We start from the raw sequence: 19,747 nt of genomic DNA, 5'->3' as shown, positions 1-19,747 counted from the left end.
GAGGAGTAGAAAAGGACATGATAAGAGAACTGGCAAAAAGTGTCAGGGAATACAAGAAAGCATCTATCATGACGCCCATCTGGGTGGCTCTGGAAGTGGTGCTGGAATGTATCATCCCGTTTATTATGGCCATGCTGGTGAATCAGATTAAGGCCGGATGCACCATGACCGTTATTTTCCAGTACGGGGTGGTTCTGGTAGTTATGGCGCTGCTTTCGCTTTTTTTGGGTATGATGTCCGGCTTCAGCTGCGCGGAAGCGTCCTGCGGACTGGCGAAGAACCTCCGCAAAGATATGTTTTACAGCGTACAGAAGTATTCGTTTGAAAACATTGACAAATTTCTTGTTTCGTCGCTGGTAACGCGTATGACCACAGACGTGACCAACGTACAGCTGGCTTACATGATGATTATCCGTGTGGCGGTGCGCGCCCCGCTGATGCTGATTTTTGCCTTTACCATGGCGTTTATCATGGGAGGAAGAATGGCATGGATTTTCCTTCTGACCATTCCGTTTCTGGGAACGGGGCTGACCCTTGTGATCCGCAGGGCCATGCCGCTGTTCAAAAAGGTATTTAAAAAGTACGATAATCTGAACAGTTCCATTCAGGAAAATATCAAGGCCATGCGCGTGGTGAAATCTTTTGTGCGTGAAGACTATGAGGAAAAGAAATTTGGCACGGCGGCAGAAGACGTCTGTGCGGATTTTACGAAGGCGGAACGAATCCTGGCTTTCAATGGTCCCATGATGCAGTTCTGTATCTATGGAGTGATGGTATTCGTGCTTTCTTTCGGCTCTTATACGATTGTCACTACCAGGGGACTGGCGCTGGATGTGGGACAGCTTTCCTCTCTTCTGACCTACAATTTCATGATGCTGAACAGTCTGATGATGCTTTCCATGGTATTCGTGATGATTACGATGGCAGACGAGTCGGCGAAGCGTATCGTAGAGGTGCTGACTGAAAAGAGCACTCTGGAGAATCCGGAGAATCCGGTTTATGAAGTAAAAGACGGGTCTGTCGTCTTTGACCATGTAAATTTCAAGTATTCCAAAAAGGCAGAGAGAATGGCGCTCTCCAATATCAATCTGGAGATCAGATCCGGCGAGACCATCGGAATCATCGGAGGAACCGGTTCCTCCAAATCGTCTCTGATTCAGCTGATTTCCAGACTTTACGATGTGACGGAAGGTTCCGTAAAGGTAGGAGGCCTGGATGTGCGCCAGTATGATCTGGACTCACTCAGAAATCAGGTGGCAGTGGTGCTGCAGAAAAATATTCTTTTTTCCGGAACCATCAAAGATAATCTGCGCTGGGGAAATAAGGAGGCCACTGACGAAGAGATGATCGAGGCCTGCAAAATGGCCTGCGCCGACGAATTCGTGTCTCAGTTTCCGAACGGCTACGACACCTGGATCGAGCAGGGCGGAGCAAACGTATCCGGCGGACAGAAGCAGAGGCTCTGTATCGCCCGCGCTCTGCTGAAAAAGCCGAAGATTCTGATTCTGGACGACTCCACCAGCGCGGTGGATACCAAGACAGACGCCAGCATCCGGAAAGCTCTTCGGGAGTACATACCGGAGACCACGAAGATTATCATCGCCCAGAGAACGGCTTCCGTGGAGGACGCAGACCGCATTATCGTCATGGAAGGCGGTACCATCAACGATGTGGGAACACATCAGGAGCTCCTTGCAAGAAACAAAATTTACAGTGAAATCTATACGTCTCAGAATAAGGCAGGTGATAATGATGAATAAGAAAAGCGGAAGAGGTTCTATCGTCCTGCGTCTTTTGAAGACAATCCGGGAATTTTATCCGGTTATGATGCCTGTGACGGTGGTCTGCATCGTATTCAGCGCTGTTGTAAGTTCTGTGCCCGCCATTTTCATGCAGAATGTCATTGCGGTGGTAGAACAGAGCTGGAGGACAGGCGACTGGGCCTCTGTGGGAGGACAGATTCTCCATCTGGTATCAATTCTGGCTGTATTTTATGTGCTGTCGCTGACTTCTTCCCTGGCATTCAATCAGCTGATGGCGATTATGACGCAGGGAACCTTAAAGAAGCTGCGTGTCAAGATGTTCAATGGAATGCAGCGTCTGCCGATTAAGTATTTTGATACCAACAACCACGGCGATATCATGAGCTACTATACCAATGATATCGATACTCTCCGCCAGATGGTGTCCCAGAGCTTTCCGCAGATTCTGACCTCATCCATCATGGTGCTGACAGTGTTCTGCATTATGCTGTACTACAGTATCTGGCTGGCTATCGTGATTGTTTTCGGAATGATCATTATGCTGCTGGCAGTACGTAAAATCGGCGGCGGATCGGCCCGGTATTTCTTCCGTCAGCAGGTAGCCGTAGGTAAGGTAGAGGGCTTTGTGGAAGAGATCATGAACGGCGAGAAGGTCGTGAAGGTCTTCTGTCATGAGAGAGAGACGGAGGCAGACTTTGACAAGCTGAATGAAGAGCTGTTCTATGTGGCAAAGCAGGCAAACCGCTATGCGAATATTCTGGGACCTGTATTGAATAATATGGGAAATGTCCTTTATGTGCTGGTGGCGGTAGCCGGAGGACTTCTGCTTCTGTTCCGGGCTCCGAACCTGAGTATTTCCGGACTTGGAATCAGCATCAGCATCGTGGTTCCCTTCCTGAATATGACGAAGCAGTTTTCCGGAAACATCTTTCAGGTGTCCAACCAGATTAACTCTGTAGTCATGGGTCTTGCGGGCGCTGAGCGAATCTTTACGCTGATGGATCAGCAGCCGGAGGCGGACGATGGCTATGTGACGCTGGTCAATGTACAGGAGGAAGACGACGGCACCCTTACTGAATGCAAAGAGCGCACCGGAATCTGGGCCTGGAAGCATCCGCATCAGGCGGATGGAACCATCACCTATACAAAACTGCAGGGGGATGTGCGTCTGTTCGACGTGGATTTTGAGTATGAACCGGATAAGCCGGTACTCCACGATATTTCGCTTTATGCGAAACCGGGACAGAAGGTAGCTTTCGTAGGCGCGACCGGTGCCGGAAAAACGACGATTACGAACCTGCTGAATCGTTTCTATGACATTGCGGACGGAAAGATCCGCTACGACGGAATCAATATCAACAAGATAAAGAAAGCGGACCTGCGGCATTCCATGGGTATCGTTCTTCAGGATGTAAATCTGTTCACGGGCACGGTAATGGAGAACATTCGTTACGGCAAGCTGGACGCTCCTGACGAGGAATGTATCGGAGCGGCGAGACTGGCCGGAGCAGACGACTTCATCCGCCGTCTGCCGGAAGGATATCAGACCATGCTGACCGGAAATGGGGCTAATCTGTCCCAGGGCCAGCGGCAGCTTCTGTCCATTGCCCGGGCGGCTGTAGCCGATCCGCCGGTTATGATCATGGACGAGGCGACTTCCTCCATCGATACCCGTACCGAGGCCATCGTGCAGCGTGGTATGGACGCGCTGATGGAAGGCAGGACGGTATTTGTCATCGCCCACCGTCTGTCCACCGTAAAAAATTCCGATGTGATCATCGTTCTGGATCACGGACGAATCATAGAAAGAGGAACCCACGAAGAGCTGCTGGCTCAGAAGGGACAGTACTATCAGCTGTATACGGGGGCCTTTGAGCTGGAATAAAGGAAATAAAAAGGGTCAGGAATGAAGGAGTGTCAGCTTTTCTGTATCCGGTGTTCGGACATCCCACGTACACCAGTGTGTTCGGATACGGACTTCAGGTCCGTTCCGATCCCACAGGTGTACGTGGGAAGCCGGACACGGGGATATCAGAAAAGCTGACAATTTCAGTTTCTGGCTTTTTATTTTTGGGAAATTATGCTTGAATGTATTTGGTTTGTATTTTATCGGTATATAAATGAAAAAGCAGAAGGCGGCAGGATCAGCGAATGGCGGTATCCTTGGGGTCGAAGAGATAAAAACGGGGGAACTGGTGATTTACTGAATATCAGATACAGCCAGAGTGAAGTTATGTGAAAAGGACGGATAGCTCAATAATAAAATGCCGCGGACTGTCGGGTAGTCCGCGGCATTTGCAGATCAGGCATATTTATTTTGCGGCCGGTCTCTCAAGCTGCGCCAGGGCTTTCCGGAACGTGAAGTAGAAAGTGATGGCTGTAAACGTGACGGCCAGCATATCTGTGACGGGCTCCGCCAGATACACGGCAAAGGTTTTGCTGCCGGGGAACAGGTGGGGCATCAGGTAAATCAAAGGCAGCAGCAGGACAAATTTCCGGACAATGGCCGCAATGGCTGACATGAGCGCGTTGCCGATGGAAACAAAGGTCATCTGACAGGCCATCTGGACGCCGAAGATAAAGAGGACAGCCAGATAAGTGCGCAGAGCCGGAACGGTGAAATCAATCAGCGCCGCGTCGCTGGTAAACAGGGACGCGAAGAGACGCGGGAACAGCATGACAAAGGCCCAGAGCAGCGTGGAGTAGCAGCAGTTGGCCTTCAGCAGCAGCCAGAAGGCTTTTTTGACACGATCCACTTTTCGGGCGCCATAGTTGTAGCTGATGATGGGCTGAGACCCCTGGCCCATGCCCTGAAGGGGCAGCATGGCAAACTGCATGACGCTGGAAAGAATTGTCATGGCTCCTACTGCCATATCTCCTCCGTAGAGCTGGAGGGAAGAGTTGAAGCAGATATTGACGATGCTTTCACTGGCCTGCATGATAAATGTGGAAATGCCGAGCGCCAGGCTTGGGAAAAGAATACGGGGCTGAATTCGGAAATACCGTGCCCGGATGCGTAAAGTTGTCTTTTTCCCCACCAGGAACAGCAGTACCCAGGCGCAGGACAGCGCCTGTGAGATGATGGTGGCGAGAGCGGCGCCTTTTACGCCCATGTGAAAGCCGAAGATCAGAACAGGGTCCAGGACGATGTTGGTGACGGCTCCGATCAGGACGGAAAGCATACCGGTCTTTGCAAAACCCTGGGCGGTAATGAAAGCGTTCATACCCAGAGTGAGCTGTACGAAGATAGTGCCGACAGCATAGATGTTCATGTAGTCCACAGCATATCCGATGGTGTTTTCACTGGCGCCGAAGGCCATCAGGAAGTCGCGGTTCCAGATCAGAAGAACTGTAGTCAGAATCACCGAGATGATGATCTGAGCGATAAAACAGTTGCCCAGGGTGGCTTCTGCGGATTCATAGTCTTTCTTCCCCATGGCGATCGAAGCGCGGGGAGCGCCGCCGTTGCTGATGAGGGCGGCAAAGGCTGATACAATCAGGATCAGAGGCATGCAGACGCCCACGCCGGTCAGGGCGGCGGCCCCCACGTCTTTGATATGGCCTATGTAGATGCGGTCCACCAGATTGTACAGCATATTGATCAGCTGCGCTGTCACGGTGGGAAGAGCCAGACGCAGCAGCAGCTTTCCTACTGGCTCGGTTCCCAGAAATTCTCTGTCGTTATTCATTTGCGTTACACCTGCTTTCCAGTCCGTTCAGGACATTTTCTGTAATTTTGTCAGTGATAGCCTGATACTGCTTGATTTCTGACTCTGTGAGTCCTTCTGCGAGCGCCTGGTAAAAATCCCGTTTTATTTCATCGATCTGGCGGACAATTTCTGAGGCATGCGCGGTGAGGGACAGATGAATGCGTCTTCGGTCCTCTGAGTCCGGAAAACGTTCCAGGTATCCTTTTTGTATCAGGGCTTCCACGCTCTGAGAGACATTTCCCTTTGAAAGCATCCGGTATTCGGCAATATCCCCGGCTGTATCCAGGCCAGGGTTATTGTGCAGAAAACTGATAATTGTGATTTCGATGCGGGAAAGGGAGAAGCTTTTGCGGATGTCATCCATATGCCGGTCGTAAAGTTTCTGAATTCTGCGGTAAAGCAGAAGCAAACCTTTCATCTGGGATCTACACCTTCCTCTTCTTATGGTTTTAAATAAAACAATTCTTTTTGGAACTATTATAACACAGAAATGCCAGCTGTCAATTCTTTTGTATGCACAGCCTGGCAGCGGATAAGCGGCTTTATCTTAACAGCGGATAAGCCGTTTTATCTTTGGATTGACAAGTGCAATAATTGGGAATACAATAGTTGTAACTACAACAGTTGGAGGTTCAAGTTATGCTGATACGTCTGTTTTCTTATATGAAACAGTATAAGAAATATGCGGTTCTTGCTATGATCTGCATCACGGCGGAAGGAATTCTGGAGCTTCTCGTTCCGCTGATTATGGCAGATCTGGTAGATGTGGGCGTGGCTTCGGGAGACACGGCCTATATCTATGAAAAAGGGGCGCAGATGGTGGTCTGCGCGGTGATTGCTCTTATTCTCGGCGTCGGGAGCGCCAGGTTTGCGGCTCTTGCGGGACAGGGGCTGGGAGCGGAGCTCCGCCGGGCGGAGTATGAGAAGCTTCAGCACTTTTCTTTTTCAAATATTGATCATTTCCGGACCTCATCATTGGTGACCAGGCTTACCAGTGATGTCACAAATATACAGAATACGGTTTCCATGGGAATGCGTCCTTTCTGCCGCGGGCCGGTGATGCTGGTGGCGGCGACGGGAATCGCTTTTTCCATCAATCATACGCTGGCAGTGGTGTTCTTTATTGCTCTTCCCATACTGGCAGCGGCGCTTTTTGTCATTACCATGAAGGTGCGGCCTCTGTATTCCCGGATGCAGGGAGCCATTGATACGGTAAACCGGATTATACAGGAAAACCTGACGGCGATCCGCGTGGTCAAGGCCTGCGTCCGGGGAGATCATGAGATTGCCAAATTCGAGGAAGGCAATCAGGAGCTGCGCACCCAGTCTGAGACGGCTTTCCGGCTGGCAGCCCTGAATATGCCGGCCATGCAGTTTGTAATGTATGGCACGATTCTGGGAATTCTTTTGTATGGCGGAGAGCTGATTCAGATAGGAAACATGCAGATTGGTGATCTGACCGGTTTCCTCAGTTATGTACTTCAGATCCTGAATTCTCTGATGATGATTTCCAATGTGTTTCTGATGATGACCCGTTCCATCGCGTCCGGCGAACGAATCATGGAAGTCATCGATGAAAAGATTGACATTACAGATGAGCAGGCAAAGGATATTGAAGTGGAGCGGGGAGACATTTCCTTTGAGCATGTCTGGTTCAAATATAAAAAAGATGCAAAAGAATATGTGCTTTCTGATATCAATCTGCGGATTCAGGCCGGTCAGACTGTGGGTATCATTGGACAGACCGGTTCAGCGAAATCTACCCTGGTACAGCTGATCCCCCGGCTTTATGAGACAGAACAGGGAGCAGTGAAGATAGACGGCATACCAGTGCAGGAATATCCCATGGAGCATCTGCGGGACGCCATAGCCATGGTCCTTCAGAAAAATACGCTGTTTTCCGGAAGCCTCCTTGCAAATCTGAAATGGGGCAGAGAAGACGCTTCCATGGAAGAGGTGGAAGAGGTCTGCCGGATCGCCTGTGTGGACGAGTTCCTGGAGCGTCTGCCGGAAGGATATGACACAGAGATGGGACAGGGGGGCGTCAATGTGTCCGGTGGTCAGAAGCAGAGGATCTGTATTGCCCGCGCGCTCCTGAAAAAGCCAAAGGTGCTGATTCTGGACGATTCCACCAGCGCGGTGGATACGGCTACAGAGCGTAAGATCCGGGAGCGGCTGGCGGAATATCTGCCCTTTATGACGAAGATTATCATTGCCCAGAGAATATCCTCCGTGCGGGACGCGGATCAGATTGTGATTCTGGATGATGGAAAGATCAGCGATATCGGCACCCACGAGGAGCTGCTTGAGAGAAGCGAGATATATCAGCAGATCTATGATTCTCAGAAGGAAGGGGTGGAGCTTTAAATGGCACAATACAGATATGACGGCTATAAGAGGCCGAAAAATACAAAAAAGACGCTTTTTCACCTTTTAAGTTATCTGGGACATCACAAATGGCTGTTTCTGCTGGTGGGGATTCTGGTCTTTATCAGCACGGGAGCCAGCCTGATGGGCACCTATCTGCTGAAGCCGGTCATCAACCGGTTTATTATGCCGGGCGATATGAAAGGACTTGTGGAAGCCGTTATCGGCATGGGAATCATGTATCTGTGCGGCGCTCTTGCCACGCTGGGCTACAATCAGCTGATGATCAAATCAGCCCAGACAGTGGTGCAGGAAATCCGGCGGGATCTGTTCGTGCATGTGCAGAAGCTGCCGCTGAAATATTTCGACGCCCATACCCACGGTGAGCTGATGAGCCGTTTTACCAACGATGTGGACACAGTGCAGGAGGCCATGAACAACAGCTTTGCCATGATCATTCAGAGTTTCCTGACGCTGACAGGCACCGTTGTCATGATGATGGTCCTGAGTGTCCGGCTGTCTCTGATTGTGGTGGTATTTCTTGTTCTGATGTTCGCGTTTATCCGGTTCAATGGAAGCAGGAGCCGGAAATATTTCCAGAGACAGCAGGCGGAACTGGGCCGCATCAATGGGTTTGTGGAAGAAATGATGGCAGGCCAGAAAGTGGAAAAGGTCTTCAACCATGAGAAAAAGGATTTTGAGAATTTCTGTGTGCTGAATGAAAACCTCAGAAGAGAATCTACCAGCGCGCTGGCCTATACGGGCATGCAGGTTCCCACGGTGGTGAGTCTTTCCTATCTGAATTACGCAGTCTCTGCCTGCGCGGGCGGCCTGTTTACCCTGGCCGGACTGATGGATCTGGGAAGCCTGGCGTCCTATCTGGTCTATGTACGCCAGAGTGCCATGCCCCTGAATCAGTTTACCCAGCAGGTAAACCTTCTGATGACGGCTCTTGCCGGAGCGGAGCGGATCTTTGACCTGATGGAGGCGGAGCCCGAAGTGGATGAAGGTGATGTGACCCTCTGTAATGTAAAGGAAGAAAATGGAAATCTTGCGGAAACTGCGGAGCGTACCGGCTGTTTCGCCTGGAAGGTGCCGGACGAAAAGGGAGCCGGGGCCAGCCTGGTTCCGCTGAAAGGCGACGTGCGTTTTGAACAGGTGGTCTTCGGTTATGTGCCGGAGAAGAAGATTCTGAACGGAATTTCCCTGTATGCGAAACCCGGACAGAAAATCGCTTTTGTGGGCTCCACGGGAGCCGGAAAAACGACAATCATCAATCTGATCAACCGGTTTTATGAGATACAGGCCGGAACGATCACCTATGACGGCATCGATATCCGCAGAATCAAAAAAGACGACCTGCGCCATTCGCTTGCCATGGTAATTCAGGAGACGCACCTCTTTACCGGAACCATTGCGGACAATATCCGATACGGGAAACTGGACGCCACGGACGAGGAGATAAGAGAGGCGGCCCGGATCGCCAGCGCGGACTCCTTTATCCGCAGGCTGCCGGATGGCTATGACACCATGCTTCACAGCGACGGCAGCAATCTGTCCCAGGGCCAGCGCCAGCTGCTGGCCATCGCCCGGGCGGCCGTGGCACGGCCGCCGGTGCTGATTCTTGACGAGGCCACAAGTTCCATCGATACCCGTACCGAGCGCCTGATAGAGAAAGGTATGGACGCCATCATGGACGGCCGGACGGTATTTGTAATTGCCCACCGCCTTTCCACGGTGCGCAACTCCAAGGCAATCATGGTGCTGGAGCAGGGCGAAATCATCGAGCGGGGCGATCATGAATCGCTGCTGGAGCAGAAGGGGCGTTATTATCAGCTGTACACCGGACAGTTTGAACTGGAGTAGAAAGCGGGTTGAAATATGAGAAAAAATGAAATCAGAGAGATCTTGCACAGACTGGATATGGAAAGAAAAAAGTTTCTGGGGCCGAAGCTGCAGGTGCTGGGGCTGACCGTGGGCGAAGGGCAGGCGCGTGCCCTTCGCACCCTGCTGGAGGAAGGAACTATGACCCAGAAGCAGCTGGCAGATCTGTGTATGCGCGATGCGGCTACCATGTCCCGGAATATTGACCGGCTGGAAAAGACCGGACTCCTGAAAAGAGAGAATAATCCTGGCTGCCGGCGCTCTTATCTGATCTGCCTTACGGAAGAAGGAAAAGAGAAGGCAAAGCAGGTACAGAAAATCTTCCGGGAACTGGACGAGCGAATCTGGGGGGATATCCCGGAGAAAGAAATGGAACAGCTGTATGAGACGCTGCTGCGGATTGAAAGAAATCTGGAATAAAATGGATTGACAGGAAGCCGCCTCCACCAATATAGTGAAATGGTTACAGGAATGAATCACTTGTAAATGTGCCTGCCGCACATTCTGGCAGTTCTGCCGTGATTTCCAAAAAACGATTTCAATATTATGGCAGAGGGAAGGGGGAGCTTTCCCGGGAATGCCTTTGGCGGAACGGGAGACAGCATGAGAGCAGGCAGGGCCCGGGAAGCAGAAAAATTCGGCTTCCCGGGCCCTGCGTATTGACTGCAGAATGAAGAATCGGGTGTTTCAGATCTCATCAATATCGCCGCTTCCCATAGTGCGCCGCCAGCTGCCTTCCAGCAGAACCATCCGGCCCGCCGCCAGGGATTTCGGCATATCGATGATATTCTGGTTGGAAGAGCCCCGGAAAATCAGGCCGGCATCCTTCAGCTCTTCCACAAATTTACCATCTACCAGCACATCGATATAAGAGAGAAGTTCCCGGAGAACTGCCGGGTCTCCCACAGAACCAGTCAGAAGGTCCGTCTCAAAGGTGAAGCCGGTGTAGCACCAGAGCGTCTTCTCCGGAAAACGCTCCTTGAACAGGCGGGCAAGCTCCAGAAGAGAACCCTGATTCTCGGGCTCCAGAGGTTCGCCGCCCAGAAAAGAAAGGCCGGCTACATAGGAAGGCGCAAGGGCGTTCAGAATCTCGTCTATGGTGTCCCGGGTGAAGGGCTGGCCGTAGGAGAAGTCCCAGGCTTCCCGGTTGAAGCAGTTCCGGCAGTGGTGGCGGCAGCCGCTCACAAAGAGGGAGACGCGGACGCCGGGACCGTTGGCAATATCATTTTTCTTAATGACTGCGTAATTCATGATTTTACAGATGCAGCACGCGCTCTTTGATTTCCTGGGTTCTGCCCTGATTCCAGAACTGGGTTCCGATGTAGCCGCAGGTACGTCTTGCCACGTTCATCTTGTTCTGGTCAGTATTTCCACAGTTCGGGCATTGCCAGATGAGCTTTCCATGCTCGTCCTCCTTGATCTCGATCTCTCCGTCGTAGCCGCATACCTGGCAGTAATCGCTCTTGGTATTCAGCTCTGCGTACATAATATGGTCGTAGATAAATTTCATGACAGCGAGCACAGCTTCCAGATTGTTCTGCATGTTTGGAACCTCCACATAGGAGATGGCTCCGCCCGGAGAGAGAGTCTGGAACTTGGCTTCCAGGGCCAGCTTGTCAAAGGCGTCGATGTTTTCTGTTACATGGACATGATAGCTGTTCGTGATATAGTTGCGGTCCGTGACGCCCTTTACGATGCCGAAGCGTTTCTGCAGGCACTTGGCGAATTTGAAGGTGGTGCTTTCCAGAGGCGTGCCATACAGAGAGTAGTCGATATTCTCCGCAGCCTTCCATTTAGCGGTGTATTCATTCAGTTTTTTCATGATTTCCAGCCCCAGGGCTTCGCCCTCCGGCTCGGTCAGCTTTTTGCCGTTCAGGCTGTAGACGCATTCCCAGAGGCCGGCGTAGCCCAGAGACAGAGTGGAATAGCCGCCGTGCAGGTACTTGTCGATTTTTTCGCCTTTTTTCAGGCGCAGAAGGGCCCCGTACTGCCAGAGGATAGGCGCCGCGTCAGACAGAGTTCCGGTCAGACGCTCATGACGGCACTGGAGGGCCCGGTGGCAGAGCTCCATGCGCTCGTCAAAGATCTCCCAGAATTTCGTCATATCGCCGCCGGCGGAGAGTCCGATATCCACCAGGTTTACGGTGACCACGCCCTGGTTAAAGCGGCCGTAGTATTTGGGCTTTCCGTTCTCGTCCACATAGGGAGTCAGGAAGCTTCTGCAGCCCATGCAGGTGTAGCAGTGGCCCTCGCCGTTTTTATCGATTTTATTCTGGAGCATGATTTTTTCGGAAATGTAATCAGGCACCAGGCGCTTGGCCGTGCATTTGGCGGCCAGCTTTGTGAGATAATAATATTTGCTGTCTTCATGAATGTTGTCTTCCTCCAGCACGTAGATGAGCTTGGGGAAGGCAGGAGTAATCCAGACGCCCTTTTCATTTTTCACGCCCTGATAGCGCTGGCGCAGGGTCTCTTCGATAATCAGAGCCAGATCCTGTTTTTCCTGCTCGTTCTTTGCTTCGTTCAGGTACATGAATACGGTCACGAAGGGAGCCTGTCCGTTGGTAGTCATCAGAGTTACCACCTGATACTGGATCATCTGTACGCCGTTTTTCACCTCTTCCCGCAGGCGCTTTTCAGTGATGGCTGAAATGTCCTCTTCGGTGACGGCTTCCCGGATGGTGTGCAGCTCGTCAGCCACCTGACGGCGGATTTTCTGACGGCTTACATCCACAAAAGGAGCCAGGTGGGTGAGAGAGATGCTCTGTCCGCCGTACTGGCAGGAGGCTACCTGAGCAATGATCTGGGTGGCGATATTGCAGGCGGTGGAGAAACTGTGGGGCTTCTCGATCAGAGTTCCGCTGATGACGGTGCCGTTCTGCAGCATGTCCTCCAGGTTGACCAGATCGCAGTTGTGCATATGCTGGGCAAAATAATCCGCGTCATGGAAATGGATGAGCCCCTGTTCATGGGCGTTTACAATATCCGGCGGGAGCAGGAGACGCTTGGTGATATCCTTGCTGACCTCTCCGGCCATGTAATCCCGCTGTACACTGTTGACCGTGGGATTCTTGTTGGAATTTTCCTGCTTCACCTCTTCATTGTTGCACTCGATAAGGCTCAGGATCTGCTCATCCGTGGTATTGGATTTGCGCACCAGAGCGCGGCGGTAGCGGTAAGTGATATAACGTCTGGCCACATCGAAGGCCCGCTGATTCATGATCTGATCCTCGACCATATCCTGAATCTCTTCCACGCTTAAGGAGCGGTTGATATTCTGTGCGGCGCTCTCCACATCCTCGGCAATCCGCCTGATCTGAACGGCAGACATGCGGGCGCTGGGAACGACGCTGTCGTTGGCTTTTGTTACTGCGATTACGATTTTCTGCGGATCGAAGGCGACCTCGGCTCCGCTGCGCTTGATAATCTTCATAAGACGTTCTCCCTCTATGGTAATTTCTGCAGACTGCTGCAAAATGTTTTCAGATATAGTATACTGCAATCGACGAGATTTATTTTAACAATATATAGTGGTGATGTCAATGACAAATTACTAGATATTGTTGGATGAAAATGTGTGGAAAATGCTGAATCTGTCTCATTGCAGGATGTTCCGGAATGGTATAAAATGAGAAATGATGCTGCGCGGCGCTTTGCTCTGCGGTATTGTGTATTGTGCAATGGAGAAATTTTGGAGGAAGTGGCAGCATGAAGCTTGCTTATGAAAGAAAAGAAAGCGGCGTAGTCATCCGGCGCTGCTATGATTATGGCTCCGAGGCTGAGCTTCCGGAGCAGATAGAAGGCCGTCCGGTGACAGAGCTTGCGCCGTACGCATTTTCGGCGCATATGGAGGAAGGCGCGCTGGAACGGGATATCCGGCAGGGCAGACTGAGACTGTGGGATTCCTGCGGCGCCGGGGACGGCAGGGCAGAAGAATTCCCGGTTTCCGGCGGGAAGAATCTTCCGCCGGCTCTCACCGGGACAGGGCTTACAGCGGTAACGCTGCCGCCGGCCCTGCGGAAAATCGGAGCCTACGCCTTTTATAACTGCAGCAGGCTCCGGTATATCAGTTTCTGCGGAGAGCTGGCAGATCTGGGAGCCGGCCTTTTTACCGGCTGCCATGCTATCAGAGAGCTTCAGCTGCGCCTGGGAGATTCGGAGACTTCCTGTCTCCGGGAGATTCTGATTGAGGTGCCGGAGAAGCTGACGGTGCGGCTGGAAGGGAGTGTAAAAGCAAAGCTGGTATTCCCGGAATTTTTTGAGGAAAGTGTGGAAAATACGCCGGCGCGGATTCTGGTCATTCATACGCATGGAAGCGGGATGAATTACCGGAACTGCTTTTACGACAGAAAATTTGATTTCCGGGCCTATGACGCCTGCTTTTACCACGCAAAGGCAGAGGAGGATTTTGACACGGTGCTGGAGATGACGCTGGCCCGCCTGATGTATCCGGAGCAGCTTCTGCCGGAGGGCCGGGCTGCCTATGAAGCGTGGCTGCGGGAGCATGCCGGACAGGCTCTGGAAAAGAGCGTAGACAGCCATGATATGGAAGCTCTGGAATATCTGACAGAGCTCCTGGCTGTGGAAGAGAAAGCGGGAGCGCTTCTGGAGCAGGCAGCTTCCCGGGCGGTTTCTCTGGAATTCCCGGAAGGGGTGTCTTATCTAATGGACGCTCTTCACAGGAGAAGAAAAGAAAGACGGGAAGAGAAGAGAGAAGAAGCAGAAACAACAGGAAAAGCAGAAATAACAGAGATAACAGGGAAGAGTAAAAGCAGATTTGAGCTGTAGGAGGGATATGAAATGGTGAAGAGCCCGATTCTGGAACAGCAGAAGCTGGAGCTGGAAAAGGAAGAGCTGGGAAGACGAATTCTGACCAGCGTCAGGAATGAGCTGTATCTGAAGCTGAAATATCTGGACCTGGCGCTGGGGAGCCTTCCTTTTGTTCCGGGAGGGACTGAACCGGCCGGGACGGACGGAGGCAGCCTTTTGTTCACGCCGGACAGCCTGATGCGGCTCTATCAGAGAAACCGGGCGGCAGTGGTCCGCCTTTATCTTCATATCTTATTTCACTGCCTGTTCTGTCATCCCTTTGACCGGAAGGGGAGGGAGAAAAAACTCTGGGATCTGGCCTGCGATGTGGCTGTGGAAGCGTTGATTGACAGCCTGTACCTGAAATGCGCGCATGTGTCCAGGGGAGCGTTCCGGGGAAGCTGTATGGCCAGGCTTCAGAAGGAACTGTCTGTTCTGACGGCGGAGGGAATCTATCAGAAGCTGGAACAGTATTCCCTTTCAGAAGCGGAAACAGCCAGATGGACGCAGGAGTTTCATCTGGATGATCACAGCCTTTGGGAAAGTGATCCGGGACGGGGAGCGCAGAATCCGAACAGGAAACGCTGGGATGATATCCGGGATCGGATGCAGACAGAGATTGCCCTTTTTTCCAGAGAGGCCTCCCAGGGAGAGGGAGAGCTGCTGGAGCAGCTTCGGATCAGCAGCCGTTCCCGGTACGATTACCGGGAGTTCCTGCGGAAGTTTACGGCGCTCCGGGAGGAGATGCAGGTGGACCCGGACAGTTTCGACTATATTTTTTACAATTACGGCATGACCCTTTACGGGAATATGCCCCTGATTGAGCCTCAGGAGACGAAAGAAGTGCGCCGTATCGAGGAGTTTGTGATTGTGATCGACACCTCCATGTCCTGCAGTGGCGAGCTGGTGCAGCGGTTTCTGGAAGAGACCTTTCAGGTACTGTCGGAGACAGAGAGCTTTTTTAAAAATGCGCAGATTCATATTCTGCAGTGTGACGAAAGAGTGCAGACGGATGTGCTGCTTCGAAATGCGGAAGAAATGAAGCGGTACATGGAGCATTTTACGCTGAAGGGCGGAGGCGGCACGGATTTCCGCCCGGCCTTTGCCTGGGTGGAGGAACGGATGGCAAAGCGGATTTATGGGAGACTGAGGGGCCTGCTGTATTTTACGGACGGATATGGTATCTTCCCGGCGAAGATGCCGCCCTTTGAGACGGCCTTCGTCTTCTTTCAGAACCAGTACCGGGATGTGGATGTGCCGCCCTGGGCCATCAAGCTGATTCTGGGGGAACATGATTTGACAGAGTGCCGCGGCGGGCGGCAGGACCATGCGGAGCAGGGAGAAAGACAGAGAATGTGATCAGGAGGAGAACGGTTATGAATATAAAACGTGCAAAACAGGAGATTAAGGATGCGGTGGAGGCCTATCTTCTGAAGGATGAGTATGGAACTTATGAGATTCCGGTGGTTCGCCAGAGGCCCATTCTGCTTCTGGGCGCTCCGGGCATCGGCAAGACGCAGATTATGGAGCAGATTGCCAGGGAATGCGGCATTGGGCTGGTGGCTTACACCATCACCCACCACACACGGCAGAGCGCCATAGGACTTCCTTTTATTTCGGAAATGGAATTTGGCGGGCAGAAAAAGGCGGTCACGGAATACACCATGAGCGAGATTGTGGCGTCCATTTATGAAAAAATGAAAAAGACGGGTTTAAACGAGGGGATTCTTTTTATCGATGAGATTAACTGTGTGTCTGAGACGCTGGCTCCGGCCATGCTGCAGTTTCTACAGTGCAAGACCTTTGGAAATCATCCGATTCCGGAGGGCTGGATCATCGTAGCTGCCGGCAATCCTCCGGAGTACAACAAATCCGTCCGGGATTTCGATGTGGTGACGCTGGACCGTGTGAAGAAAATCGAGGTGGAGCCGGATTATCAGGTATTCCGGGAATATGCGGTGCAGGCCCGGATTCATCCGGCCATTATCTCCTATCTTGATGTAAGGCCCCGGAATTTCTATCAGATGGAGACGACGGTGGATGGAAGAAGGTTCGCCACGCCCAGGGGCTGGGAGGATCTGTCCAGGCTGGTTGAAGTCTATGAGAAACTGGGAAAATCTGTGGATAAGGAAGTGGTGCTCCAGTATATCCAGCATGACCGGATTGCCGGAGAGTTTGCGAATTATCTGGAACTGTACCGGAAATATGAGGACGATTACGGGATTGATGAAATACTGAAGGGAGTAATTCGGGAGGGAACGCTGAAAAAGCTGTCCCATGCAGGTTTTGACGAGAGACTGAGCGTGGTAAGCCTTCTTCTGTCCGGCTGTATGAATGAGTTTCACAAAGTACGGGTGCAGGAGCTGTTTACAGAGGTTCTTTTTGGAAAGATGAAAGAGGCCGGAAGGATTCTGAATGAAGGAGCGTTCACTCCGGAGGAGATCCCCGGTGTGCTGGCAGGACTCCGGGAGGAGACGGAGCAGGAACGGGAGAGAAAGAAGAAAGCGGAGCTGCTGGGCCGGGAAGAGGAAAGAAGGCTTCTGAAGGCAGAAGAGGTCCTCAGCTCTTATGAGACAGAGCTTGCAGGCCGCAGGCCCCAGGATGGACCTGCCGCCTTTGAAATTCTCCGGGAGCTGTTCTCCGGGGAGAGGGAGCGTTATGAGGAATTGCAGGCAGCTGCCGGAGAAATGCTGGAGCATGCCTTTGATTTTCTGGAAGCGGCGTTCGGAAACAGCCAGGAGATGGTGGTATTCCTGACAGGGCTGAACGCGTCGGGGGACGCGGTAGCCTTCCTTCAGTCCTGGGACTGCGAACGGTACCACAGGTATAATCAGAGCCTGCTTTTCCAGGAAAGCGACAGAGAGCTCAGAAAAGAAATCGAACGTCTGACTACAGAAGAGTAATCGTCCGTTTGGAAATCCGGATCAGGCCTTCGCTTTTCATTTTGCCCAGCTCCCGGATCATGGCGCTTCGGTTTACCGAGAGAAAATCGGCGAAATCAATCATGGTGAAGGGGAGCTCAAAGGTATTGCTGTTTTTCCCGGCCGCCAGCTGCATGAAGTAGCACATAAGTTTTTCCCGGATGCTGCGCTGGCTTAAGACTTCCACCCGTTCGCTTAAGGCCCGGGTCTTGTCAGAAAGAAGCTGCAGAAGATTCCGGATCAGCTGTGTGTGGCAGGAGCAGGCATTCTGGCAGGTGCGGGTCAGGCGCTGGTAATCGATAAAGAGAACCTGGCAGTCTGTCTGGCAGACTACGGCGATACAGGAGTCATCGCTGGGCATAAAAGACAGATGTTCTCCGAAAATGCTTTTTGGGGACAGATTTTCCAGAATGCTTCGGGTTCCGTTGTATTCGTAACGGATGACGGCGGCCTGCCCGTTCAGAAGGATGCCCACAATTTTCCGGGGGGTATCAAAAGAATAGACCTCTTCTCCGGCGTAGAAGCTTCGTTTCTGCGCTTTCATGCAGTCCAGCATCCGCTGGCAGTCGTTTATGCTGATGCACTGGAAAAGGAGAGTTTCTGAATAATCCACAGGAAATGCACTTCCTTTCTTTTGTAGTTTCTTTCGCGTGGTCCGGCGATTTTTCTTTAGTATGACATAAAAAAGTTGCAAAAGCAACAGAATATATGGAAAAGTTCTGATATAAACTAAGTATACAAAAGGACAGGCAGAGCGCCTTCCTTTCAGAAATTATTACAGAAAACGATTCAGGAGGAAAACATCATGAAGAAATATGTCTGCGTACCCTGTGGTTATGTGTATGATCCCGAAGTGGGCGATCCCGACAGCGGAATCGAGCCCGGCACAGCATTTGAGGATCTGCCCGATGACTGGGTATGCCCCATCTGCGGCGTAGGGAAAGAGGACTTTGAGCCGGAAGAGTAAGAAGGTATCAGGTTATCAGGTACGTTTAGCGAAAAGAGCTGCCGAGCCGTCCCACATGGGACAGCGCGGCAGCTCTTTTTTTTGAAGCTTTGTCACAGGGACGGATTGTTTAAAAAGCGATCCGCGGCTTCCCTGATGCTTTCCTGATTTCCTTTTAGGGAGCCCTGTACCATTTCCGGCTTTCCGCCGCCCTTTCCCTGAAACTCTCCATTTAGATACCGGCAGAGAGGCCGGGTATCTTCTGTATGGCTGCCAAAGACATAGCGCCATCCTTCGGTATCATTTCCGGCAAAGACACAGGCGGTTCCCCTGCTCCGCTCCGTCAACAGGTTGACAAATTCCCGGCAGGTATCCATATCCAGATCTGTCTCAAAATACACCGGATTTTCGGTCCCTTCCGAAACTGCGGCAGCCTTTTCCTGAATTCTGGCGAGATTCAGGCACATGAGGCGGCCTTTCAGCTCGTAGGCCTCCTGCTTCAGCCGTTCCACTGCTCCAGCCGTCTGGTTTTCCTTTGCGGAGAGCAGCACGGAGACGGCTTTGACGCTTGCTTCCTTTTCCCGGTAATCCTCCAGCGCCCGTATGCCGGCCAGCATGTTGACCCGCACGCCGCCCCGGTGGCTCTGTACGCCGGTCAGCTTAATCAGGCCGATTTCTCCGGTCTGCTTCACATGGGGAGCGCAGCAGGCGCAGACGTCGATGCCCGGAATAGTGACAATGCGCACCTGTCCTTCAATTTCGATTTTGCTCCGGTATTCCAGGAAAGCCAGTTCTTCCCTGGAGGGAAAAGAGATCTGAACGGGAAGATTCGCAAAGACGGCTTTATTGGCCTCCAGTTCGATTTCCACCAGCTCTTCCTTTGTGATATTTCCGTTGAAATCCAGCGTTACCTCCTGTTCCCCCAGATGAAAGCCCACATTATCATAGCCGAAACGGGCATGAACCAGACCTGATACGATGTGCTCCCCCGAGTGCTGCTGCATACGGGAGAACCGTTTATCCCAGTCGATCCGGCCCAGTACCTGGGCGCCGGGGTCCAGCGGAGCTTTTGCGTAATGCCAGACGATACCCTGCTTCTCATGAGTATCAAAGATCTCTACGTCTTCCAGAAAACCGGAATCACCTGCCTGTCCGCCTCCCTCGGGAAAAAAGGCTGTCTGGTCCAGGCTGACGCGCCAATAATTCTCTGCCTTCTCACAGGCTGTTACAACGGCCTGAAATTCCTTCCTGTGGCTGTCTTCATAATATAAGCGTCTTGTCATAAGTACTCCTCTCTGCGCGCGGGAAAACAAACTTTCTGCGCTCTGTGATTTAGTATAACATCTG

The 19,747-nt window shown here is 52.0% G+C and carries 15 protein-coding genes; 9 read left to right on the top strand and 6 right to left on the bottom strand.

Annotated features, from left to right (window positions below):
* Positions 1 to 17: 17 nt before the first annotated feature.
* Together B5E82_RS01070 and B5E82_RS01065 are read left to right on the top strand one after the other, a co-directional pair.
* Complete coding sequence (locus B5E82_RS01070; protein WP_087305439.1) at positions 18 to 1,760, top strand: ABC transporter ATP-binding protein; 1,743 nt, start codon at positions 18 to 20, stop codon at positions 1,758 to 1,760.
* A complete protein-coding gene (locus tag B5E82_RS01065; RefSeq protein WP_330398193.1) occupies positions 1,750 to 3,648 on the top strand; it encodes an ABC transporter ATP-binding protein in 1,899 nt (632 codons plus the stop codon). The genes B5E82_RS01070 and B5E82_RS01065 overlap by 11 nt, the downstream gene beginning before the upstream one ends.
* A gap of 427 nt (positions 3,649 to 4,075) precedes the next feature.
* Here the strand turns inward: B5E82_RS01065 and B5E82_RS01060 are convergent, their stop codons facing one another.
* A complete protein-coding gene (locus B5E82_RS01060; protein ID WP_087305437.1) occupies positions 4,076 to 5,452 on the bottom strand; it encodes an MATE family efflux transporter in 1,377 nt (458 codons plus the stop codon).
* On the bottom strand, positions 5,445 to 5,891 hold the full coding sequence (locus tag B5E82_RS01055; protein ID WP_242966209.1) for a MarR family winged helix-turn-helix transcriptional regulator: 447 nt from the start codon (positions 5,889 to 5,891) through the stop codon (positions 5,445 to 5,447). The genes B5E82_RS01060 and B5E82_RS01055 overlap by 8 nt, the downstream gene beginning before the upstream one ends.
* Positions 5,892 to 6,115: 224 nt before the next feature.
* Here B5E82_RS01055 and B5E82_RS01050 point away from each other — a divergent pair, with 224 nt between their 5' ends.
* The 3 genes from B5E82_RS01050 to B5E82_RS01040 are packed head-to-tail and all read left to right on the top strand — an operon-like array spanning position 6,116 to position 10,144.
* Positions 6,116 to 7,840, top strand: coding sequence for an ABC transporter ATP-binding protein (locus tag B5E82_RS01050; RefSeq protein ID WP_442911300.1), 1,725 nt, complete (start codon positions 6,116 to 6,118; stop codon positions 7,838 to 7,840).
* Positions 7,841 to 9,706 carry an ABC transporter ATP-binding protein gene (locus B5E82_RS01045; RefSeq protein ID WP_087305433.1) on the top strand — a complete coding sequence of 622 codons (1,866 nt, stop codon included), beginning with the start codon at positions 7,841 to 7,843 and terminating at the stop codon, positions 9,704 to 9,706.
* A gap of 15 nt (positions 9,707 to 9,721) precedes the next feature.
* Positions 9,722 to 10,144 (top strand): MarR family winged helix-turn-helix transcriptional regulator, encoded by a 423-nt coding sequence (locus B5E82_RS01040; RefSeq protein WP_087305431.1) that lies wholly within the window; start codon positions 9,722 to 9,724, stop codon positions 10,142 to 10,144.
* A gap of 267 nt (positions 10,145 to 10,411) precedes the next feature.
* Here the strand turns inward: B5E82_RS01040 and nrdG are convergent, their stop codons facing one another.
* Positions 10,412 to 10,975: an anaerobic ribonucleoside-triphosphate reductase activating protein gene (gene nrdG, locus B5E82_RS01035; protein ID WP_087305429.1), complete on the bottom strand. Its 564-nt coding sequence runs from the start codon at positions 10,973 to 10,975 to the stop codon at positions 10,412 to 10,414.
* 4 nt (positions 10,976 to 10,979) lie between these two features.
* Positions 10,980 to 13,157 carry an anaerobic ribonucleoside-triphosphate reductase gene (nrdD, locus tag B5E82_RS01030; RefSeq protein ID WP_087305427.1) on the bottom strand — a complete coding sequence of 726 codons (2,178 nt, stop codon included), beginning with the start codon at positions 13,155 to 13,157 and terminating at the stop codon, positions 10,980 to 10,982.
* 275 nt (positions 13,158 to 13,432) lie between these two features.
* On the opposite strand from nrdD, the gene B5E82_RS01025 reads away from it, so the two are divergent.
* The 3 genes from B5E82_RS01025 to B5E82_RS01015 are packed head-to-tail and all read left to right on the top strand — an operon-like array spanning position 13,433 to position 17,436.
* On the top strand, positions 13,433 to 14,512 hold the full coding sequence (locus B5E82_RS01025; RefSeq protein ID WP_087305425.1) for a leucine-rich repeat protein: 1,080 nt from the start codon (positions 13,433 to 13,435) through the stop codon (positions 14,510 to 14,512).
* Positions 14,513 to 14,527: 15 nt separating this feature from the next.
* The gene (locus B5E82_RS01020) at positions 14,528 to 15,892 is read left to right on the top strand and encodes a VWA-like domain-containing protein (protein WP_087305679.1); all 1,365 of its coding nucleotides are present in this window, start codon (positions 14,528 to 14,530) and stop codon (positions 15,890 to 15,892) included.
* 17 nt (positions 15,893 to 15,909) lie between these two features.
* On the top strand, positions 15,910 to 17,436 hold the full coding sequence (locus tag B5E82_RS01015) for an ATP-binding protein (protein ID WP_087305424.1): 1,527 nt from the start codon (positions 15,910 to 15,912) through the stop codon (positions 17,434 to 17,436).
* Here B5E82_RS01015 and B5E82_RS01010 read toward each other — a convergent pair.
* Complete coding sequence (locus B5E82_RS01010; protein ID WP_087305422.1) at positions 17,423 to 18,067, bottom strand: Crp/Fnr family transcriptional regulator; 645 nt, start codon at positions 18,065 to 18,067, stop codon at positions 17,423 to 17,425. The genes B5E82_RS01015 and B5E82_RS01010 overlap by 14 nt on opposite strands.
* Positions 18,068 to 18,259: 192 nt before the next feature.
* Between B5E82_RS01010 and rd the strand changes: the two genes are divergently transcribed.
* Positions 18,260 to 18,421, top strand: a complete 162-nt coding sequence (rd, locus tag B5E82_RS01005; protein WP_087305420.1) for a rubredoxin — start codon at positions 18,260 to 18,262, stop codon at positions 18,419 to 18,421.
* Positions 18,422 to 18,513: 92 nt separating this feature from the next.
* On the opposite strand, the gene B5E82_RS01000 is transcribed toward rd, so the two are convergent.
* The gene (locus B5E82_RS01000) at positions 18,514 to 19,683 is read right to left on the bottom strand and encodes an alanyl-tRNA editing protein (RefSeq protein WP_087305418.1); all 1,170 of its coding nucleotides are present in this window, start codon (positions 19,681 to 19,683) and stop codon (positions 18,514 to 18,516) included.
* Between the last annotated feature and the right edge of the window lie 64 nt (positions 19,684 to 19,747).

It is taken from the genome of Lachnoclostridium sp. An138 (genome assembly GCF_002160765.1).
In the GTDB taxonomy this organism is placed as follows: Bacteria; Bacillota; Clostridia; order Lachnospirales; family Lachnospiraceae; genus Laedolimicola; species Laedolimicola faecalis.
Note: the sequence above shows the minus strand (reverse complement) of the source record. Positions and strands in the feature narration are given on the sequence as shown.

What these genes read in the sequence shown, in the direction of transcription:
- B5E82_RS01070 (WP_087305439.1), top strand. Translation starts at nt 18, where the DNA reads ATGATAAGAGAACTGGCAAAAAGTGTCAGGGAATACAAGAAAGCATCT.
- B5E82_RS01065 (WP_330398193.1), top strand. Translation starts at nt 1,750, where the DNA reads ATGATGAATAAGAAAAGCGGAAGAGGTTCTATCGTCCTGCGTCTTTTG.
- B5E82_RS01060 (WP_087305437.1), bottom strand. Translation starts at nt 5,452, where the DNA reads ATGAATAACGACAGAGAATTTCTGGGAACCGAGCCAGTAGGAAAGCTG.
- B5E82_RS01055 (WP_242966209.1), bottom strand. Translation starts at nt 5,891, where the DNA reads ATGAAAGGTTTGCTTCTGCTTTACCGCAGAATTCAGAAACTTTACGAC.
- B5E82_RS01045 (WP_087305433.1), top strand. Translation starts at nt 7,841, where the DNA reads ATGGCACAATACAGATATGACGGCTATAAGAGGCCGAAAAATACAAAA.
- B5E82_RS01040 (WP_087305431.1), top strand. Translation starts at nt 9,722, where the DNA reads ATGAGAAAAAATGAAATCAGAGAGATCTTGCACAGACTGGATATGGAA.
- nrdG (WP_087305429.1), bottom strand. Translation starts at nt 10,975, where the DNA reads ATGAATTACGCAGTCATTAAGAAAAATGATATTGCCAACGGTCCCGGC.
- nrdD (WP_087305427.1), bottom strand. Translation starts at nt 13,157, where the DNA reads ATGAAGATTATCAAGCGCAGCGGAGCCGAGGTCGCCTTCGATCCGCAG.
- B5E82_RS01025 (WP_087305425.1), top strand. Translation starts at nt 13,433, where the DNA reads ATGAAGCTTGCTTATGAAAGAAAAGAAAGCGGCGTAGTCATCCGGCGC.
- B5E82_RS01015 (WP_087305424.1), top strand. Translation starts at nt 15,910, where the DNA reads ATGAATATAAAACGTGCAAAACAGGAGATTAAGGATGCGGTGGAGGCC.
- rd (WP_087305420.1), top strand. Translation starts at nt 18,260, where the DNA reads ATGAAGAAATATGTCTGCGTACCCTGTGGTTATGTGTATGATCCCGAA.
- B5E82_RS01000 (WP_087305418.1), bottom strand. Translation starts at nt 19,683, where the DNA reads ATGACAAGACGCTTATATTATGAAGACAGCCACAGGAAGGAATTTCAG.